The sequence below is a fragment of the Rhodococcus yananensis genome (assembly GCF_020515525.1).
Classification (GTDB): domain Bacteria; phylum Actinomycetota; class Actinomycetes; order Mycobacteriales; family Mycobacteriaceae; genus Rhodococcus; species Rhodococcus yananensis.
In genome coordinates, this window is sequence record NZ_JAIYEP010000083.1 from 1 (window position 1) to 16,745 (window position 16,745).

The following is a 16,745-nucleotide window of genomic DNA, read 5'->3' on the forward strand; positions in this document are numbered from 1 at the left end:
GCGTGCGCGGCCCCGCCCGGTTCCGCTGCGGTCAGAGCTCGAACTCCGCCGGGTCGATTCCCACCGCGTGCGCGGCTCCGCGCACCGCCGCCTTCTCGTGATCGTCGAAGTGGCCGTCGGCGCCGCCGATGATGATGCCGATCTGGATCACCGCGCGAGCCTGATCCTGCTTCGACTTCAACTTGGCGATGGTCGCGATGGCCTCGACCTTGCCGAAATCGAAATCGGATTCGAGCTTGCTGCAGTACCAGTCGAACTTCTCACGGAGTTCGTCCTTCGGGAAGACGGCCAGGGTGTCGTTGCTCATGATCAACGCTGCGGTCTTCTGTCGTTCGCTCGGGTCGATGCTGCCGTCGGCGGCTGCGATCAGGGCGCACATCGCCATGCTGGCGTTGGCGAATTCCTTGTTCCGGAACTGGTCCGCCTTGGTCTTGAGCTGTGTGCTCATCTCGGTGGTCTTCGCCTTGAGCTGATCCCAGAACGCCATGGTGGCCCTTCGTGTCGGTGTGCATGTGCGCTGTCCACGATGCCATCGACCCGAACAGTTGCAGGTCGGGGCGTGTGTCGAGGGGTTCAACCCTCCCCGAGTCGCGGTGGCGACGCCCGGTACGACGGGGGTGTCGCGCCGAGTCGGATGGGGTTGGCGATGTGCCGGGTCGGTGTGTCGCGCCGAGCATCGTCGATCTCGACCACCGGCGCGAGGCCGAGTCGTTCGGCGAGGGCCACCGCATCCGACAGGTCGTTGAGCGGGCCGCAGGGAACCCGCACCGCGGTCAGCGCGTCGAACCAGGCGTCTGCGGTGTTCGTCTCCAACGACGCCTCGAGCAGCTTCACGAGTTCGTCCCGATGGGTGACGCGGGCGGTGTTCGTCGCGAATCGCTCGTCGTGCGGCAGTTCGCCCAGTCCGAGAACCTCGCAGAGCGACGCGAACTGGCGGTTGTTGCCGACGGCCAGGACGAGGGGGCGGTCGGCGGTCGAGAACAGCTCGTACGGCGCGATACTGGGATGCCGATTGCCCATCGCGTGGGGCACCACACCGGCGGTGACGTATGCGGACGCCTGGTTCGTCAGCGCCGACAACAGCGACGAGAGCAGGTTCACCTCGACTCGCTGGCCCTCACCGGTGCGGTCGCGGTGTCGCAACGCCGCGAGGATCCCGAGGGCCGCGTGCATGCCGGTGATGACGTCGACGACCGCCACCCCCACCTTCGTGGGGGTGCCGGCCTCGGGTCCGGTGACGCTCATCAGCCCCCCGACCGCCTGGATCAGCAGGTCGTAGCCGGGCAGGTCGTTGTGCCCACCGAACCCGGTGATCGAGCAGTACACGATGTCGGGGTTCAGATCGCGGACCTGCCCGTAGCCGAGTCCGAGCCGATCCATCGTGCCGGGCAGGAAGTTCTCGACCACCACGTCGGCGCGGGCGGCGAGTGCGCGGGCCTGCCCGAGCCCGTCGGGGGAGGCCAGGTCGAGGACGGTCGATCGCTTGTTGCGGTTGACGCCGAGGAAGTACGACGACTCGTCACCTACCCAGGGCGGACCCCAACTCCGGGTGTCGTCTCCGACACCGGGCCGCTCCACCTTGACGACCTCGGCACCGAGGTCGGCGAGGAGCATCGTGGCGTACGGTCCGGCGAGAACTCGCCCGAAGTCGGCGATCACGAGCCCGTCCAGCGCGCCGGGTGTGGAGACCTCTGTGCTCATCGGAACGCGGCTTCACCGGTGAGGGCCTTGCCGATGGTGAGCTGATGCACCTCGGACGTGCCCTCGTAGGTGAGCACCGATTCGAGGTTGTTGGCATGGCGGATGACCGGGTATTCGAGGGTGATCCCGTTCGCGCCGAGGATCGTGCGGCACTCGCGGGCGACGGCGATGGCCTCGCGCACGTTGTTGAGCTTGCCGAGACTGACCTGCTCCGGGGTGATCTCGCCGCGATCTTTGAGGCGGCCGAGGTGGTAGGCCAGCAGATGGCCCTTGCCGACCTCTAGGGCCATGTCGGCGATCTTCGCCTGGGTGAGCTGGTATCCGGCGAGCGGCTTGTCGAACACCTCACGGCTGCGTGCGTACTCGACCGCCGTCTCGAGGCAGTCGCGTGCCGCGCCGATCGCACCGAACACGATGCCGAAGCGGGCTTCACCGAGGGCGGTGAGCGGTCCGCGCAGGCCGTGCGCCTTCGGCAGCATCGCCGATGCGGGCAGACGCACCCCGTCGAGCACGAGTTCGGAGGTCACCGAAGCACGCAGTGACAGCTTCGAGTGGATCTCGGGTGCGGAGAAGCCCGGGGTGTCGGTGGGGACGACGAATCCTCGGATGCCCGCGGCGCCGTCGTCGAGGTCCGTCCGCGCCCAGACGACGGCGACGTCGGCGATGGATCCGTTGGTGATCCACATCTTCGTGCCGTCGAGGATCCAGTCGTCGCCGTCGCGTTTCGCGTTGGTGCGCATGCCGGCGGGGTTGGAACCGAAGTCGGGTTCGGTGAGTCCGAAGCAGCCGATGGCCTCGCCGGCGGCCATCCGCGGCAGCCATTGCTGCTTCTGTTCTTCACTGCCCCAGTGGTGGATGGAGAACATCGCGAGGGAGCCCTGCACGGAGACGAGGCTGCGGATACCCGAGTCGACGGCCTCGAGTTCCAGGCATGCGAGGCCGTACGAGGTGGCGCTCATGCCGGCGCAGCCGTAGCCCTCGAGGTGCATGCCGAGCACACCGAGCCCGCCGAGTTCCTTCGCGAGTTCGCGGGCGGGGAGCTTCGCCTCCTCGAACCACCGGGCGACGTGCGGGCGGATGCGATCGTGCCCGAACCTGCGGACGGTGTCGCGGATCGCGATCTCCTCGGGCTCGAGCAGGCCGTCGAGGGCGAAGAGCTGGGTGAGCGACTGGGGTTTCGACATGTGCGTCTCCGAACGCGAGAGTGGATGAGTATCGTTCGCGCGATCGATTGCAAGAACGATTGCGAGAACGATTGCATGTCCTAGGCTAGGGGTGCCCCGCAGCTTCGTCAACACACTCAGGAGAATCCGTATGAGCCGCCCCGACCGCGCGCCGACGCTCAAGGAGATCGCCGAGCGTGCCGGCGTGCACGTGTCGACGGCATCACGGGTGCTCCGCCAGCCCGAACCGGTCGACGGTTGGTCCGACTCGGCGCGGCGCGTGCGGGAGGTCGCCGCCGAACTCGGCTACCGGCCCAATCTGTGGGCCGCGAGCCTGCGCACCCGCAAGACGACGACCCTCGGTGTCGTGATGCCGCGCCTCACCGACGGTGTCGTCGCCACCACCTACCAGGGCATCGAGGAGGCCGCAACGAAGGCGGGCTTCTCGGTGCTGTTGTCGAGCCCACCCGACGACCTCGATGCGCAGCGGCGGGCGATCGATCTACTCGTCGGGCGGCAGGTGGACGGACTCCTCCTGAGCAGTCTCCACCTACCCGGCGGTCCGTTCGTCGACTCTCTCGGGCTCGGACCGCTCCCGCTGCTGACGGTCACCCGTCACGCCGATGCGGGGCTACCGTTCGTCGTCGGCGACGACTACCACGGTGGCTCGCTCGCGGCACAACACCTCCTGGACCGCGGCCACCGACGAATCGCGATCATCGCCGGACCCGGCCATGCCAGCACCGCACGGGACCGGCGGGACGGATTCGTGGACACCCTCGCGGCCGCCTCGGTCGTGCTGACACCCGACCGGATCGTGCCGTCGCGATTCGACGTCGACGGAGGCGTCGACGCCGCGCGGATCCTCCTCGGCCGGGAACCACGCCCCACCGCCGTGTTCGCGGTCAGCGACACGGTTGCGATCGGTGTACTCGGTGTTGCGCGCGATCTGGGCCTGCGAATCCCGGAAGACCTCGCTGTCGTGGGATACAACGACATTCCCGTCGTCGCGCAGTTGCCCGTGCCGTTGACCACCGTGCGTTCGCCTGCGCACGACATCGGTGCCACCGCCGTCCGCAGCCTCCTCGAACTCGTGCACGGCCACGACGTCGAATCGAACCGGTTGCCCGTCGAACTCGTCGTCCGGAACTCCACGTGACTCCACCCGGCGCGATCCCTGGACACGCCCGTCGTCGCCCGGCACGATCGTGGGGGTGAACAGCCTGTCCGCCGATGCGCAACGCCTACGCGAACTCACACTGCTGCGTCGTGTCAAGGACCGGATCGATCGCGAGTACGCGCAACCGCTCGACGTCGAAGCGCTCGCGCGCGGTGTCGCGATGTCGTCCGGCCACCTGAGCCGACGGTTCAGGGCCGAATACGGCGAATCGCCGTACCAGTACCTGATGACGCGGCGGATCGAGCGAGCGATGACCCTGCTGCGCCGCGGCGATCTCAGCGTCACCGATGTGTGCTTCGAGGTCGGATGCTCGTCATTGGGGACGTTCAGTACCCGCTTCACCGAACTCGTGGGCATGCCGCCGAGCGTCTACCGGGATCGCGCCTCCGATGCACCGGCGGGGCTTCCGGCGTGCATCTCGAAGCAGATCACCAGACCGATCAGGAATCGAGAAGCGGTGCTCCCCGTTCGAAACTAGCGTTACGGGCATGGACATCAGCATTCACTACACCTTCCTCCCCCACACCGATCCGGAGGCCTCGCTGGCCTTCTACCGCGACACCCTCGGGTTCGAGGTCCGCAAGGACGTCGGCTACGAGAACATGCGGTGGATCACCGTCGGGCCGCCCAACCAGCCGGGAACCTCCATCGTCCTCAATCCGCCGGCCGCCGACCCCACCATCAGCGACGACGAGCGGAACACCGTCCTCGAACTGATGGCGAAGGGAAACTACGGCGCGCTGACCCTCGCGACGGACGACCTCGACGGACTGTTCGCGAAGCTCGAGGCGAGCGGCGCCGAGGTACTCCAGGAACCGATGGACCAGGACTACGGGGTGCGTGACTGCGCCTTCCGTGACCCCTCCGGGAACCTGATCCGTATCAACGAAGTCCCCCGCGCATAGCGCGCGGCGACACAGGAGGATTCGTCATGGCACGTGATGATTCGACGGCACCCCGCACACCCGGTGGTCCGGGAGCCTTCTCCCGATGGATGCAGCACACCGCCAACGCCCGCGCCAACCGCAGGATCCGCAAGGGGCGGGGCCGGTCGATGGGCATGGACCTGCTCATCCTCCACACCACCGGCCGGCGCAGCGGTGCCCCACGCGAAACCCCGCTGATGCACCTCGAAGAGCCCGACGGCTCTCTGCTCGTCGTCGCATCCGGTGGAGGCGAACGGAACCCGGACTGGCACGCCAATCTGACGGCGCGGCCCGGTGAGGTCGCGATCGAACTGCCGGGGCAACCCCGTGTGCCGGCGGCCGCGGAGGAACTGCACGGCCCCGACCGCGAGCGGGCCTGGCAACGGCTCGCGACGGAACAGCCGCGTATCGCCAAGTATCAGAAGAAGGCCACCCGCGAGTACCCGTTGATCCGACTCACCCCGCAGTGAGTTCGTGGCACAGTCGGGGACCGGGTACCACCGACCGGGTATGACCACAGGAAACGGAGACGAGATGGCGACGTCCGCAGGGACGACGAAGAACCCACCCGGAATTCACGCGGCAGACAGTCACGACCGCATCCGCGTGTGCGGCGCGCGGGTGAACAACCTCCGCGACGTCGACGTCGAGATCCCCAAGCGTCGACTCACCGTGTTCACCGGTGTGTCGGGATCCGGTAAGAGCTCGCTGGTCTTCGGCACGATCGCCGCCGAGTCGCAGCGGATGATCAACGAGACGTACAGCACGTTCGTGCAGGGATTCATGCCGACCCTGGCGCGCCCCGACGTCGACGTGCTCGACGGCCTGACCACCGCGATCATCGTCGATCAGGAGCGGATGGGAGCCAATCCCCGCTCCACCGTCGGCACCGCGACGGACGTCAACGCGATGCTGCGCATCCTGTTCAGTCGACTCGGCGACCCGCACATCGGATCGGCGCAGGCGTTCTCGTTCAACGTGGCCTCCATCAGCGGAGCGGGGGCGGTCACCGTCGAGAAGGCCGGCCGGACCATCAAGGAAAGGCGCAGTTTCAGTCTCATCGGTGGAATGTGCCCGCGATGCGAGGGACGCGGCAGTGTCAGCGATTTCGATCTCAGCGCGCTGTTCGACGACAGCAGATCCCTGAACGAGGGGGCGCTGACCATCCCGGGTTACTCGATGGACGGCTGGTACGGCAGGATCTACCGCGGGTGCGGATTCTTCGACCCCGACAAACCCATCTCCGAGTTCACGAAGAAGCAGATGAACGACCTGCTCTACAAGGAGCCGACGCGAATCAAGGTCGAGGGAGTCAACGTCACCTTCGAGGGGCTGATCCCGAAGATCCAGAAGTCGTTCCTGGCCAAGGACCGCGAAGCCATGCAGCCGCACATCCGTGCGTTCGTGGACCGCGCGATCACGTTCTCCACCTGCCCCGAGTGCGACGGTACCCGGCTCACCGAACTGGCCCGGTCGTCGAAGATCGCCGGTATCAGCATCGCCGACGCCTGCTCCATGCAGATCAGCGATCTCGCCGACTGGGTGCGCGGGCTCGACGAGCCGTCGGTCGCGCCGCTGCTCGAGAATCTGCGGCAAACTCTCGATTCGTTCGTCGACATCGGTCTCGGCTACCTGTCCCTCGATCGACCCGCAGGCACCTTGTCCGGTGGGGAAGCGCAGCGTACCAAGCTGATCCGGCATCTCGGCTCGTCCCTGACCGACGTCACCTACGTCTTCGACGAACCGACGATCGGTCTGCATCCGCACGACATCCGGCGGATGAACGACCTGCTGCTGCAACTGCGCGACAAGGGCAACACCGTGCTCGTGGTCGAACACAAACCGGAGGTGATCGCGATCGCCGATCACGTCGTGGACCTCGGTCCGCGTGCCGGCAGCGAGGGCGGAACCGTGACGTTCGAGGGCACCGTCGACGGTCTTCGCGCCAGCGGAACGCTCACGGGCAAGCATCTCGACGACCGCGCCTCGGTGAAGTCGACGGTGCGGACACCCACCGGGGCACTCGAGGTGCGCGGTGCGGACACCCACAACCTGCAGTCCGTCGACGTCGACATCCCGCTGGGTGTCCTCACTGTGATCACGGGTGTCGCCGGCTCGGGCAAGAGTTCACTGGTCGACGGGTCGGTGTCGCGTCGCAGCGGGGTCGTGACCATCGACCAGGGCGCCATCAAGGGATCGCGACGCAGCAACCCCGCCACCTACACGGGGCTGCTGGACCCGATTCGCAAGGCGTTCGCCAAGGCCAACGGTGTCAAACCCGCGTTGTTCAGCGCGAACTCCGAGGGAGCCTGCCCGAACTGCAACGGTGCGGGTGTCGTCTACTCGGACCTGGCGATCATGGCGGGTGTCGCGATCCCCTGCGAGGTGTGCGAGGGCAAGCGCTTCCAGGCGGCGGTCCTCGAATACACCCTCGGTGGTCGCGACATCAGCGAGGTTCTGCAGATGTCGGTGGCCGAAGCGGAGGAGTTCTTCGGATCGAGTGATGCGAAGATCCCGGCGGCGCACAAGATCCTGGTCCGGCTCGTCGACGTGGGCCTCGGCTACCTCAAGATCGGTCAGCCGCTCACCACCCTGTCCGGTGGTGAACGGCAGCGGCTCAAGCTCGCCACGCGCATGGGGGAGAAGGGCGACGTCTACGTCCTCGACGAACCCACCACCGGGCTGCATCTCGCGGACGTCGAGAATCTGCTCGCGCTGCTCGACCGACTCGTCGACTCGGGTAGATCCGTGATCGTCATCGAGCACCACCAGGCCGTGATGGCGCATGCGGACCGGATCGTCGACATCGGCCCGGGCGCCGGTCACGACGGTGGACGGATCGTCTTCGAAGGCACCCCGGCCGAACTCGTTGCGGACCGTTCGACCCTCACCGGACAACACCTCGCCGAGTATGTGGGTGCTTGACCACCGTGTTTCCGCGCCGTAGCAACGCGAACTGGTCATAGGTGCGGGAAATTTCCTGCACCTATGACCATTCGGCGCAGTTGTGCGGTGTGGGGCGGACCGGGAACGTCGAAGGCCCTTCCCGCACCGCGGAAAGGGCCTTCGACCTGCTTCATCACTGTCGGGGTGGCGGGATTCGAACCCACGACCTCTTCGTCCCGAACGAAGCGCGCTACCAAGCTGCGCCACACCCCGTCATGAACCTCGCATAGCTTACAGCACGACCGCTCCGAAGATTAAATCGGCAGGTCAGCGGGTGTATCCGGCGCTGTGTGCGGGGGTGCCGGCAGCGCGTCGGTTCCCGTCGAGCGGAGCCGGCACGAGGGTCAGCAGGGTGGCCTCGGGGCGGCAGCAGAACCGGGCCGGTGCGAACGGGGACGTACCGAGTCCGGCGGAGACGTGCAGCTGCATGTGCGCACCCCACCGCGACGGGCCCTTCACCCGCGACCGGTCGATGCCGCAGTTGGTCACCAGGGCACCGTAGAACGGCAGGCACAGCTGTCCGCCGTGCGTGTGCCCGGCGAGAACCAGGTCGTAGCCGTCGTCGGCGAACCGGTCGAGTACGTGAGGTTCGGGGGAGTGAGTCAGACCCAACCTCAGGTCGGCGCTGCGGTCGGCGGGGCCGGCGATCGTGTCGTACCGGTCTCGTTCGAGGTGCGGATCGTCGACACCGGCGACGGCGATGCGGACACCGCCGACCTCGATGTCGCGGCGCACGTGCGTCATGTCGTGCCAGCCTCGTTCGCTGAAGGCGGCGCGCAGGTCGCCCCACGGCAGGGGATGCCCGTACACGCGGTCGTGATCCCGATCGAAGTATCGGAACGGGTTCTTCGGGACCGGGGCGAAGTAGTCGTTGCTGCCGAACACGAACAACCCGGGGCGAGCGAGGAGCCCACCGAGCGCCTGCACGACCGCCGGCACGGACTTCGGGTGCGACAGGTTGTCGCCGGTGTTGACGACGAGATCGGGGTCGAGTGCGTCGAGATCCCGCAGCCAGTTCTGTTTGCGTTTCTGGGCGGGCATCATGTGCAGGTCGCTGATCTGCAGGACACGCAGCGACGACGCCCCCTGTGCCAGGACCGGAACGGTGACCTCACGGAGGGTGAAGGCGTTGCGTTCGATCAGGGTGGCGTACCCCAGGCCGAGGGCGGCAGCGCCGACGGAACCAGCGGCGACGCGTGTGAGGGCGGAGAGTTCAGGCACCCATCCAGCGTACCGCCGTGACGCTTCGGTGCACGTGGTTCGCGTGCGGCGGCGTAGCGTTCGGCGCATGACGGACACCACTTCCTCACTCGAGGCGACGTTGCGCGCCGACCTGCGATCGGCGATGAAGGACAAGGATCAATTGCGCACGTCCACGCTGCGCATGATGCTCGCGGCGATCAAGACCGAGGAGGTCGCGGGAAAGGAAGCCCGCGAACTCTCCGACGACGAGGTCGTCAAGGTCCTCGCCCGCGAATCGAAGAAACGCGGTGAGGCCGCCGAGGTCTACACCGAGAACGGCCGCGGGGAGCTCGCGGCGAAGGAACACGCCGAGGCCCGGATCATCGACGAGTACCTGCCCACCCCGCTCACCGATGCGGAACTGGTCGATGTCGTCGACACCGCCATCGGACGGGTCGCCGACGAGCTGGGCGCGCGGCCCGGACCGAAGAACATGGGGCAGGTCATGAAGGTCGCGACCGCGATCGCCGCGGGCAAGGCCGACGGCAAGCGATTGTCCGCAGCCGTGCGGTCGCGCCTGTAGATCCCCGGTCCCGAACCAGCGGTGGGTCACGTGTCGAGGACACGCGACCCACCGCTGTTCGATCCGGGTCAGTTGTCCGGTTCCGACTCCGACGGTCGTGCCGGGGTGGTGGTCGCCGACGACTCGTCCGGATCGGACGATTCGGACTGTGCGGGCTCGTCGCGTTCGGCGGGAGGCGCCGGTGCGGGCGCGGACGGTGCTCCCGGTGCCGCGGTGTCCGGCACTTCGCTGCCGCTCGGACGGGCAGGGGTGGCGCTCGTCGTCGGCGCGACGCGGATCGATCCGTCGCTGATGTAGATCGTCACCGTGGAGCCCGGCACCGCCGAACCGGACGGTGAGCTGCGGGTGACCGTGCCCGCCTTGGCTTCGTCCTGGATCGTGGTCTCGGACACCGCGAATCCTGCGCCCTCCAGCCGTGACCGGGCCCGTTCCGCGGTAAGCCCGGTGACGTCGGGGACCTGCGCGTTGCCGGCGCCCCGGACGTACGTCTGGTCGACCGGCGGCAGTTCGATCGGCCCGAACTTCGTGGCGATCGGGGTCATCGCACCGAACCAGGTCAGTGCCGGGGTGGTGCCACCGAAGAGGTTGCCGTCGTAGCAGGGGCGGGTGGGGTAGGCGCAGATCTGGCCCGGGGTGGGTGAGTCACCGTAGGTGTACACGGCCCCGGCGTACCGGTTGGTGAATCCGAGGAACGCCGATGACATGTGCGACTCGGTGGTTCCCGTCTTCGCGGACACCGGCAGGTTCCATCCGGTGCTGCCCGCCGCACCCGACGCGGTACCCCCGGCGTGCACGTCCTTGCTCAGTGCGTTCGCGAGGGTGTCGGCGAGGCCGGGTTCGACCACCTGCTCGCAGGCCTGCTGCGTGATCGGAACCGGCTTCCCGTCGCGGTCGAACACCGAGTCGATGGGGCTCGGCGGGCACCACTTGCCGTGCGAGGCGAGTGTCGCTGCGACGTTCGACAGTTCCAGGGGGTTGACCCAGGTGGGGCCGAGGGTGAACGACCCGAGATGCTGCGCCTTCTGCATGTCGGCCATCGACTGGTCGCCGAACCCCGAGGAACGGGGATTGAGGTAGGAGCGCAGACCCAGCCGAACGGACATGTCGACGACCGGATCGACCCCGGTCGCCTCGATGAGCTTGACGAACGCGGTGTTCGGCGACTGTGCGAGCGCGTCGCTCACCGACAGCGCCGGTGGATACGAGCCCGCGTTCTCGACGCAGTAGTAGTTCGGGGGGCAGCCGGCGGCACCACCGTCGCCCAGGTTCTGTGCGTTGTAGCGGCTCGGTACGTCGAGGACGGCGCTGGTGCCGAGCCCCTTCTCCATCGCCGCGGCCACCGTGAAGATCTTGAAGATCGATCCGGCGCCGTGTCCGGCCAGGGAGTACGGCTGGGGTTGCACGGTTTCGTTGGCGTCGCCGTCGAGACCGTAGACGCGACTCGACCCCATCGCGAGCACGCGGTGGGAGTCCTCGCCCGGCGCGATGATGTTCATGACGGTGGCGACATCGTCGACCGTCGGACTGGTGTTGGCGTCGAGGGACCGTTTGACCGAGGCCTGGACCTCCGGGTCGAGGGTCGTCTTGATCAGGTAGCCGCCCCTGTCGATCTGTTCGCGCGACAATCCCGAATTCGCGAGGTACTGCAGCGCGTAGTCGCAGAAGAACCCGCGGTCTCCCGCGGCGATGCAGCCGCGCGGGAGGAGGTTCGGTTCGGGCAGCACCCCGAGCGGTTGCTCCTTGGCGGCCCGGATCTCGTCCGCGCGTTCGGGGATGTTCTCGATCATGGTGTCGAGTACGACGTTGCGGCGGGCGAGGACCCCGTCGGGATTCGTGTACGGGTTGAGCGCGGAACTCGACTGCACCATTCCGGCGAGCATCGCGGACTGCGGGATGTTCAGGTCCTGCGCGTCGATGCCGAAGTAGGTCTGGGCGGCGTCCTGGATGCCGAACGATCCGTTGCCGAACGGAACCAGGTTCAGATACCGGGTGAGGATCTCGTCCTTGGTGAGCTGTTCGTCGAGTGTCAACGCCATCCGGATCTCCCGGATCTTGCGCGCGGGTGTGGTCTCGATCGCGGCGCGTCGCTCGGCGTCGGTCTTCGCGACGACGTGCAGCAGGTAGTTCTTCACGTACTGCTGGTCGATCGTGGACGCACCCTGTTCGACCTGCCCGCTGGTGGTGTTGGTCAGGAACGCACGGAGTGTGCCCTGCCAGTCCACGCCCCGGTGTTCGGGGAAGCGTTTGTCCTCGATCGAGACGATCGCCAGCTTCATCTCGTTCGAGATCTGGTCGCTGGGCACCTCGAATCGGCGCTGCTCGTACAGCCACGCGATGGGATTGCCTGCGGCATCGACCATCGTCGTGACCGCCGGGACGACACCTTCGACGAGCTCGGCGGAACTGTTGTCCACGGTGTCCGCCGCGCGGTTGGAGACGTACCCGAACCCGCCTGCGGCAGGAAAGAGCATTCCCGCCAGCAGGACTCCGCCGAGTGCCGTGCAACCTGCGAGCTTCGCCACCGTACTTCGGATCGACACGCGTACACCCTACGTTGCCGCCGGCCCGGTAACCGCCTCGAGGAGTGGATCAGCGCCGTGACGTGCAGCTATGCACGGCCGTACCAGAAAAGGTTTCGTTCGCCTTGCGCCGGGGCATCACTTTACCTAGATTGAGACAGCAGTGTGATGCAGGTAACACCTCGACATGGAAGTCGCGCAGAAATTTTCATGCTAGGTGCATGTTCTGTGTGACCTCCGGAACGCCGGGAACCGGCGTTCGGAGAGCAAAGGGGAACTGAATGCACATGACCACCCCGGCCACCAGACTCGACGTTGACGAAGCAGAAGCACGCATCGCCTGGGTATCGAAGGCGCGATGCCGAGAAGTAGACCCCGATGAATTGTTCGTACGCGGCGCCGCCCAGCGGAAGGCTGCGGTGATCTGCCGGCACTGCCCCGTGATGATGCAGTGCGGAGCCGACGCTCTCGACAACCGCGTCGAGTTCGGTGTGTGGGGAGGCATGACGGAGCGTCAGCGCCGTGCACTCCTCAAGCAGCACCCCGAAGTGGAATCCTGGGCGGACTTCTTCGAGGCCCAGCGCCAGCGTCAGCACCAGCACGCGGGCTGACAGGTGCGGTGATCCGCAAGGCCTGACATCGGCGTCGGGGAAGGTGCCGGAAGTCGTCAGGCCTCGCGGGTCAGCTGATCGGCGACCGCCCGCAGCGCGTCGAGGTCCGAGACCTCGAACGGGAGGGACGGCACGCCGACGACCGGCACCCGGGGGTTCACCGCGGTGAACCCCCGAAGCAGGCGCAGCTCACGCTTGGCCGTCACCGCGCGGTGGGCGTGGATGCGTAGGACCGCCTCCGCAGCGGCGGAGGCGGGACCCTTCTCCGCGAGTTGATCGGCGGCTGTCAGGGCGTGATCGGACGGCAGGGTCGACAACGTCGGATGTGTGCGGTTGAGAATCAACCCGGCCAACGGCATGCTGTCCGCGCTCAACCGCTCGACGAAGAACGATGCCTCGCGCAACGCGTCCGGCTCCGGCGCGGCCACCACCATGAAGTGTGTTCCCGGTTGCTGCAGCAGACGGTACGTGCGGTTCGCGCGCTCCCGGAAGCCCCCGAACATCGAATCCAACGATTGCACGAAAGCGGATGCGTCCGACAGCATCTGGCTCCCGACTATCGTCGACACAGCTTTGAGTGCCAGGCCCATCGCGCCCGTCACCAGCCGGCCGAAACCGCGTCCCGGTGCGGTGAAGATCCGGATCATGCGACCGTCGAGGAACGCGCCGAGTCGTTGGGGGGCATCGAGGAAGTCGAGTGCGTTCCGCGACGGCGGGGTGTCGACGACGATGAGATCCCAGGTGTCCGACGCGGCGAGCTGCCCGAGTTTCTCCATCGCCATGTACTCCTGTGTCCCGGAGAACGACGAGGCGACGGTCTGATAGAAGGGGTTGTCCAGGATCTGCCGGGCCTTCTCGGGCGTCGAGTGTTCGAGCACCATGTCGTCGAAGGTGCGCCGCATGTTGAGCATCATCGCGTGCAGTTCGCCCGGGGAATCGGGTGCGAGAGGCACTCGTTGCGGTGAGTTGTCGAGGCTCTCGACACCCAGCGCCTGGGCGAGCCGGCGGGCGGGGTCGATGGTGAGCACCACGACCTTCCTGCCCCGTTCGGCGGCGCGCAGGGCCAGCGACGCCGCGGTCGTGGTCTTCCCGACACCACCGGAGCCGCAGCACACGATCACCCGGGTCGTCGGGTCGTCGAGGATCGCGGCGATATCGAGCAGCGGTGTGGTCCGCGTCCGCTCGGTCATCGGACGCCCTGCTCGGTGAGGGCATCGGCGAGTTCGTACAGGCCACCGAGGTCGACTCCGTCGGCCAGTGAGGGGAGAGACATACGCGGCACCTTCACGTCGTCGAGTTGGGCGGCGCTGACCTGCTGCGCCTGCAGGATGGAGGCGTGCTCGATGGTCTCGGTGAGCAGGCCGGCGAAATCGTCGTCGGACAGGTCCAGACCCACGCCGGCGAACTCGGCGCGGATCACATCCGCCGGAACACGCCCCTCCGCGACGTCGTCGACGATCTCGTCGGGGAGGTGTTCGGGTGCGGTGCGGTTGACGATCACCGTGCCCATCCGCAGGTCGGCCGCCTCGAGTTCGTCGACGGCATCGGCGGTCTCCTGGACGGGCAGCGCCTCGAGCAACGTCACGAGGTGCACTGCGGTCTCGTCCGAGTGCAGCAACCGGACGACTCCCTCGCTCTGCGACCGGATGGGACCGGACTTGGCGAGATCGGCCATCGCCTTCGTGACATCGAGGAAGCTGCCGATGCGGCCGGTCGGCGGGGAATCGACGACGACCGCGTCGTAGAGACGGTTGCCCGTACGGTCGGTGCGGACCACGGTCTCCTTGATCTTGCCGGTGAGGATGACGTCCCGCAGGCCCGGCGCAAGTGTCGTCGCGAACTCGATCGCACCGATGCGACGCATCGCCCGACCCGCGAACCCGAGGTTGTAGAACATGTCGAGGTACTCGAGGAAAGCCGCTTCGATGTCGATGGCGAGTGCGTGCACGGCGCCACCACCGTCGATCGCCGCGATCTTCGTCTCGACGGGCGGTAGGGGAGGCACGTCGAACAGCTGGGCGATGCCCTGCCGTCCCTCCGTCTCCACCAGCAGCACGTTCCGCCCACCCGATGCGAGTGCGATCGCGAGCGCTGCTGCGACGGTGGACTTCCCGGTACCCCCCTTACCCGAGACGAAGTGCAGGCGTGCCCGGGCAGCCTTCGCCGGCCATGTGCCGGAATGTGATGTCGGTGTCGCCACAGTGATGAGCCTATAAGTCGTCAGGTGACGAAGACGGCGGATAGGGTCTGCTGCATGAGTGAATCCACAACGTGGGAGTACGCGACAGTGCCCCTGCTCACGCACGCGACCAAGCAGATCCTCGACACCTGGGGTGCCGACGGGTGGGAACTCGTCACGGTGCTTCCCGGACCGACCGGCGAGCAGCACGTCGCCTACCTCAAGCGCGCGAAGGCCTGAGCGATGACCGAACGGACCTGGACGGCGCGTCTCGGCGAGCTCGGCATCACACTGCCTCCCGTCGCGAAACCCGTCGCCGCGTACGTTCCGGCGATGCGTTCGGGCGACACCGTCTACACCTCCGGCCAGCTGCCGATGGTCGACGGCGCCCTCGCCTACACCGGCAAGGTCGGCGCCGACGTGTCACCGGAGGACGCGAAGGCCGCCGCGCGTGTCGCGGCGCTCAACGCACTCGCGGCGGTCGACGCACTCGTCGGAATCGACAACGTCGTGAGCATCGTGAAGGTCGTGGGGTTCGTCGCGTCCGCCGACGGTTTCACCGGCCAGCCCACGGTGATCAACGGGGCGTCGGAACTGCTCGGCGAGATCTTCGGGGATATCGGAGCCCACGCCCGATCGGCGGTCGGTGTGGCGGAACTGCCGCTCGGGGCACCCGTCGAGATCGAATTGATCGTCGAGGTGAACTGACCCCGATCGCGGGACGCGACCGGTGGGTGGGCCGGCGCTCCGGGGCGGATCCGGCAGGGTTCTACAGTGGTGTGGACCACGAGTTCCCGTACAGGAAGGCCCGGAGATGGCGCTGGTCCACCCCGCGTACGCGCAACTGCGGCAGGTGACGCCCTTCGCGGCGGTGATGCTCGCCGAGAACCCGTCGGTGATGTCGCTGGAGGGCACCAACACCTGGATTCTGCGCGCCCCCGACAGCGACGAATGTGTCGTGGTCGATCCCGGCCCCCTGGACGAGGCACACCTCGAGCGCGTCGCGCGCGTCCCCGTCGCGATGACCCTCATCAGCCACCGGCACTTCGACCACACCGAGGGCGGTGAGCGCTTCGCAGAACTCACCGGGAGCCCGGTGCACGCCGCCACCGAATGTCACCGCCACGGAGGCGGAACCGGGCTGGAGGACGGTCGGATCATCGAGGCGGCCGGACTGCGCATCCGCGTCCTCGCGACACCCGGCCACACCGCCGACTCGTTGTCGTTCGTCGTCGAGAACGACAACAGTGTTCTCACTGCCGACACGATCCTCGGACGAGGCACGACCGTCCTCGACGACACCGATGGTGACCTCGGCGACTATCTCGGTTCCCTGCGGAAATATCTCGATCTGGGCGCCGGCTGTACCGTGCTTCCCGGGCACGGACCGGAGTCGGCCGACCTCGGAACGATCGCGCGCGCCTACCTCACGCACCGCGAGGAACGCCTCGACCAGGTTCGTGCTGCGTTGAGGACACTCGGCCACGACGCCGATGCCCGCCGCATCGTCGAGCACGTGTACGCCGACGTCGACCGGTCCCTGTGGGATGCGGCGGAGAAATCGGTCAACGTCCAGCTCGACTACCTGCGCCGCACCGACTGACGTCGGGGCAGCGCCGCGACACGGACGAATCGTGGCCGGTCACCCCGTCCCGAGGGCCCCGAGGTTCTCGCGACGCTGCTCGACTGTGCACGCCGGAACGGTCTGGCGGAGGTGTCGCCGGTGGTGTGCGACATCGCGCAACCCGACCGGTT

Annotated in this window: 17 protein-coding genes, 1 tRNA gene and 1 pseudogene; 11 read left to right on the forward strand and 8 right to left on the reverse strand. The window is 67.3% G+C overall.

Annotated features, from left to right (window positions below):
• Window positions 1-31: 31 nt before the first annotated feature.
• From LDQ05_RS16610 to LDQ05_RS16620, 3 genes are all read right to left on the reverse strand, one after another.
• Entirely contained in the window at window positions 32-487 is a 456-nt protein-coding gene (locus tag LDQ05_RS16610; RefSeq protein ID WP_226438061.1) for a tellurite resistance TerB family protein, read from the reverse strand.
• Window positions 488-573: 86 nt separating this feature from the next.
• Window positions 574-1,701 carry a CaiB/BaiF CoA transferase family protein gene (locus tag LDQ05_RS16615; protein ID WP_226438062.1) on the reverse strand — a complete coding sequence of 376 codons (1,128 nt, stop codon included), beginning with the start codon at window positions 1,699-1,701 and terminating at the stop codon, window positions 574-576.
• Window positions 1,698-2,885, reverse strand: coding sequence for an acyl-CoA dehydrogenase family protein (locus LDQ05_RS16620; RefSeq protein ID WP_226438063.1), 1,188 nt, complete (start codon window positions 2,883-2,885; stop codon window positions 1,698-1,700). Before LDQ05_RS16620 ends, LDQ05_RS16615 begins: the two co-directional genes overlap by 4 nt.
• A gap of 130 nt (window positions 2,886-3,015) precedes the next feature.
• Between LDQ05_RS16620 and LDQ05_RS16625 the strand changes: the two genes are divergently transcribed.
• From LDQ05_RS16625 to LDQ05_RS16645, 5 genes are all read left to right on the forward strand, one after another.
• Window positions 3,016-4,023 carry a LacI family DNA-binding transcriptional regulator gene (locus LDQ05_RS16625; protein ID WP_226438064.1) on the forward strand — a complete coding sequence of 336 codons (1,008 nt, stop codon included), beginning with the start codon at window positions 3,016-3,018 and terminating at the stop codon, window positions 4,021-4,023.
• 55 nt (window positions 4,024-4,078) lie between these two features.
• Window positions 4,079-4,522, forward strand: coding sequence for a helix-turn-helix transcriptional regulator (locus tag LDQ05_RS16630; RefSeq protein WP_226438065.1), 444 nt, complete (start codon window positions 4,079-4,081; stop codon window positions 4,520-4,522).
• Between the two features lie 10 nt (window positions 4,523-4,532).
• Window positions 4,533-4,949, forward strand: coding sequence for a VOC family protein (locus LDQ05_RS16635; RefSeq protein WP_226438066.1), 417 nt, complete (start codon window positions 4,533-4,535; stop codon window positions 4,947-4,949).
• 26 nt (window positions 4,950-4,975) lie between these two features.
• A complete protein-coding gene (locus LDQ05_RS16640; protein ID WP_226438067.1) occupies window positions 4,976-5,440 on the forward strand; it encodes a nitroreductase family deazaflavin-dependent oxidoreductase in 465 nt (154 codons plus the stop codon).
• A gap of 64 nt (window positions 5,441-5,504) precedes the next feature.
• Window positions 5,505-7,895 carry an ATP-binding cassette domain-containing protein gene (locus tag LDQ05_RS16645; RefSeq protein WP_226438076.1) on the forward strand — a complete coding sequence of 797 codons (2,391 nt, stop codon included), beginning with the start codon at window positions 5,505-5,507 and terminating at the stop codon, window positions 7,893-7,895.
• A 160-nt stretch (window positions 7,896-8,055) separates the two neighbouring features.
• Here the strand turns inward: LDQ05_RS16645 and LDQ05_RS16650 are convergent.
• Together LDQ05_RS16650 and LDQ05_RS16655 are read right to left on the reverse strand one after the other, a co-directional pair.
• A tRNA-Pro gene (locus tag LDQ05_RS16650) sits at window positions 8,056-8,129 on the reverse strand.
• 54 nt (window positions 8,130-8,183) lie between these two features.
• Window positions 8,184-9,137: a metallophosphoesterase gene (locus LDQ05_RS16655; protein ID WP_226438068.1), complete on the reverse strand. Its 954-nt coding sequence runs from the start codon at window positions 9,135-9,137 to the stop codon at window positions 8,184-8,186.
• A gap of 67 nt (window positions 9,138-9,204) precedes the next feature.
• On the opposite strand from LDQ05_RS16655, the gene LDQ05_RS16660 reads away from it, so the two are divergent.
• Window positions 9,205-9,681, forward strand: coding sequence for a GatB/YqeY domain-containing protein (locus LDQ05_RS16660; protein ID WP_226438069.1), 477 nt, complete (start codon window positions 9,205-9,207; stop codon window positions 9,679-9,681).
• 68 nt (window positions 9,682-9,749) lie between these two features.
• On the opposite strand, the gene LDQ05_RS16665 is transcribed toward LDQ05_RS16660, so the two are convergent.
• A complete protein-coding gene (locus tag LDQ05_RS16665) occupies window positions 9,750-12,203 on the reverse strand; it encodes a penicillin-binding protein (protein ID WP_308013263.1) in 2,454 nt (817 codons plus the stop codon).
• Window positions 12,204-12,481: 278 nt separating this feature from the next.
• Here LDQ05_RS16665 and LDQ05_RS16670 point away from each other — a divergent pair, with 278 nt between their 5' ends.
• Window positions 12,482-12,811, forward strand: a complete 330-nt coding sequence (locus tag LDQ05_RS16670; RefSeq protein WP_287221286.1) for a WhiB family transcriptional regulator — start codon at window positions 12,482-12,484, stop codon at window positions 12,809-12,811.
• Window positions 12,812-12,867: 56 nt separating this feature from the next.
• Here LDQ05_RS16670 and bagB read toward each other — a convergent pair whose 3' ends face one another.
• Together bagB and bagA are read right to left on the reverse strand one after the other, a co-directional pair.
• On the reverse strand, window positions 12,868-14,001 hold the full coding sequence (bagB, locus tag LDQ05_RS16675; protein ID WP_226438071.1) for an ATPase BagB: 1,134 nt from the start codon (window positions 13,999-14,001) through the stop codon (window positions 12,868-12,870).
• Window positions 13,998-15,017, reverse strand: coding sequence for an ATPase BagA (gene bagA, locus LDQ05_RS16680; protein WP_372461140.1), 1,020 nt, complete (start codon window positions 15,015-15,017; stop codon window positions 13,998-14,000). Before bagA ends, bagB begins: the two co-directional genes overlap by 4 nt.
• Before the next feature lie 48 nt (window positions 15,018-15,065).
• On the opposite strand from bagA, the gene sp36 reads away from it, so the two are divergent.
• The 4 genes and pseudogenes from sp36 to LDQ05_RS16700 all read left to right on the forward strand — a co-directional run.
• Window positions 15,066-15,230, forward strand: a complete 165-nt coding sequence (gene sp36, locus LDQ05_RS16685; RefSeq protein WP_226438073.1) for a Sp36 family protein — start codon at window positions 15,066-15,068, stop codon at window positions 15,228-15,230.
• 3 nt (window positions 15,231-15,233) lie between these two features.
• Window positions 15,234-15,698 (forward strand): RidA family protein, encoded by a 465-nt coding sequence (locus tag LDQ05_RS16690; protein ID WP_226438074.1) that lies wholly within the window; start codon window positions 15,234-15,236, stop codon window positions 15,696-15,698.
• Between the two features lie 106 nt (window positions 15,699-15,804).
• Window positions 15,805-16,593 (forward strand): MBL fold metallo-hydrolase, encoded by a 789-nt coding sequence (locus tag LDQ05_RS16695; protein ID WP_226438075.1) that lies wholly within the window; start codon window positions 15,805-15,807, stop codon window positions 16,591-16,593.
• Between the two features lie 45 nt (window positions 16,594-16,638).
• Window positions 16,639-16,745: pseudogene (locus LDQ05_RS16700) on the forward strand (galactofuranosyltransferase GlfT1); the annotation flags it as partial.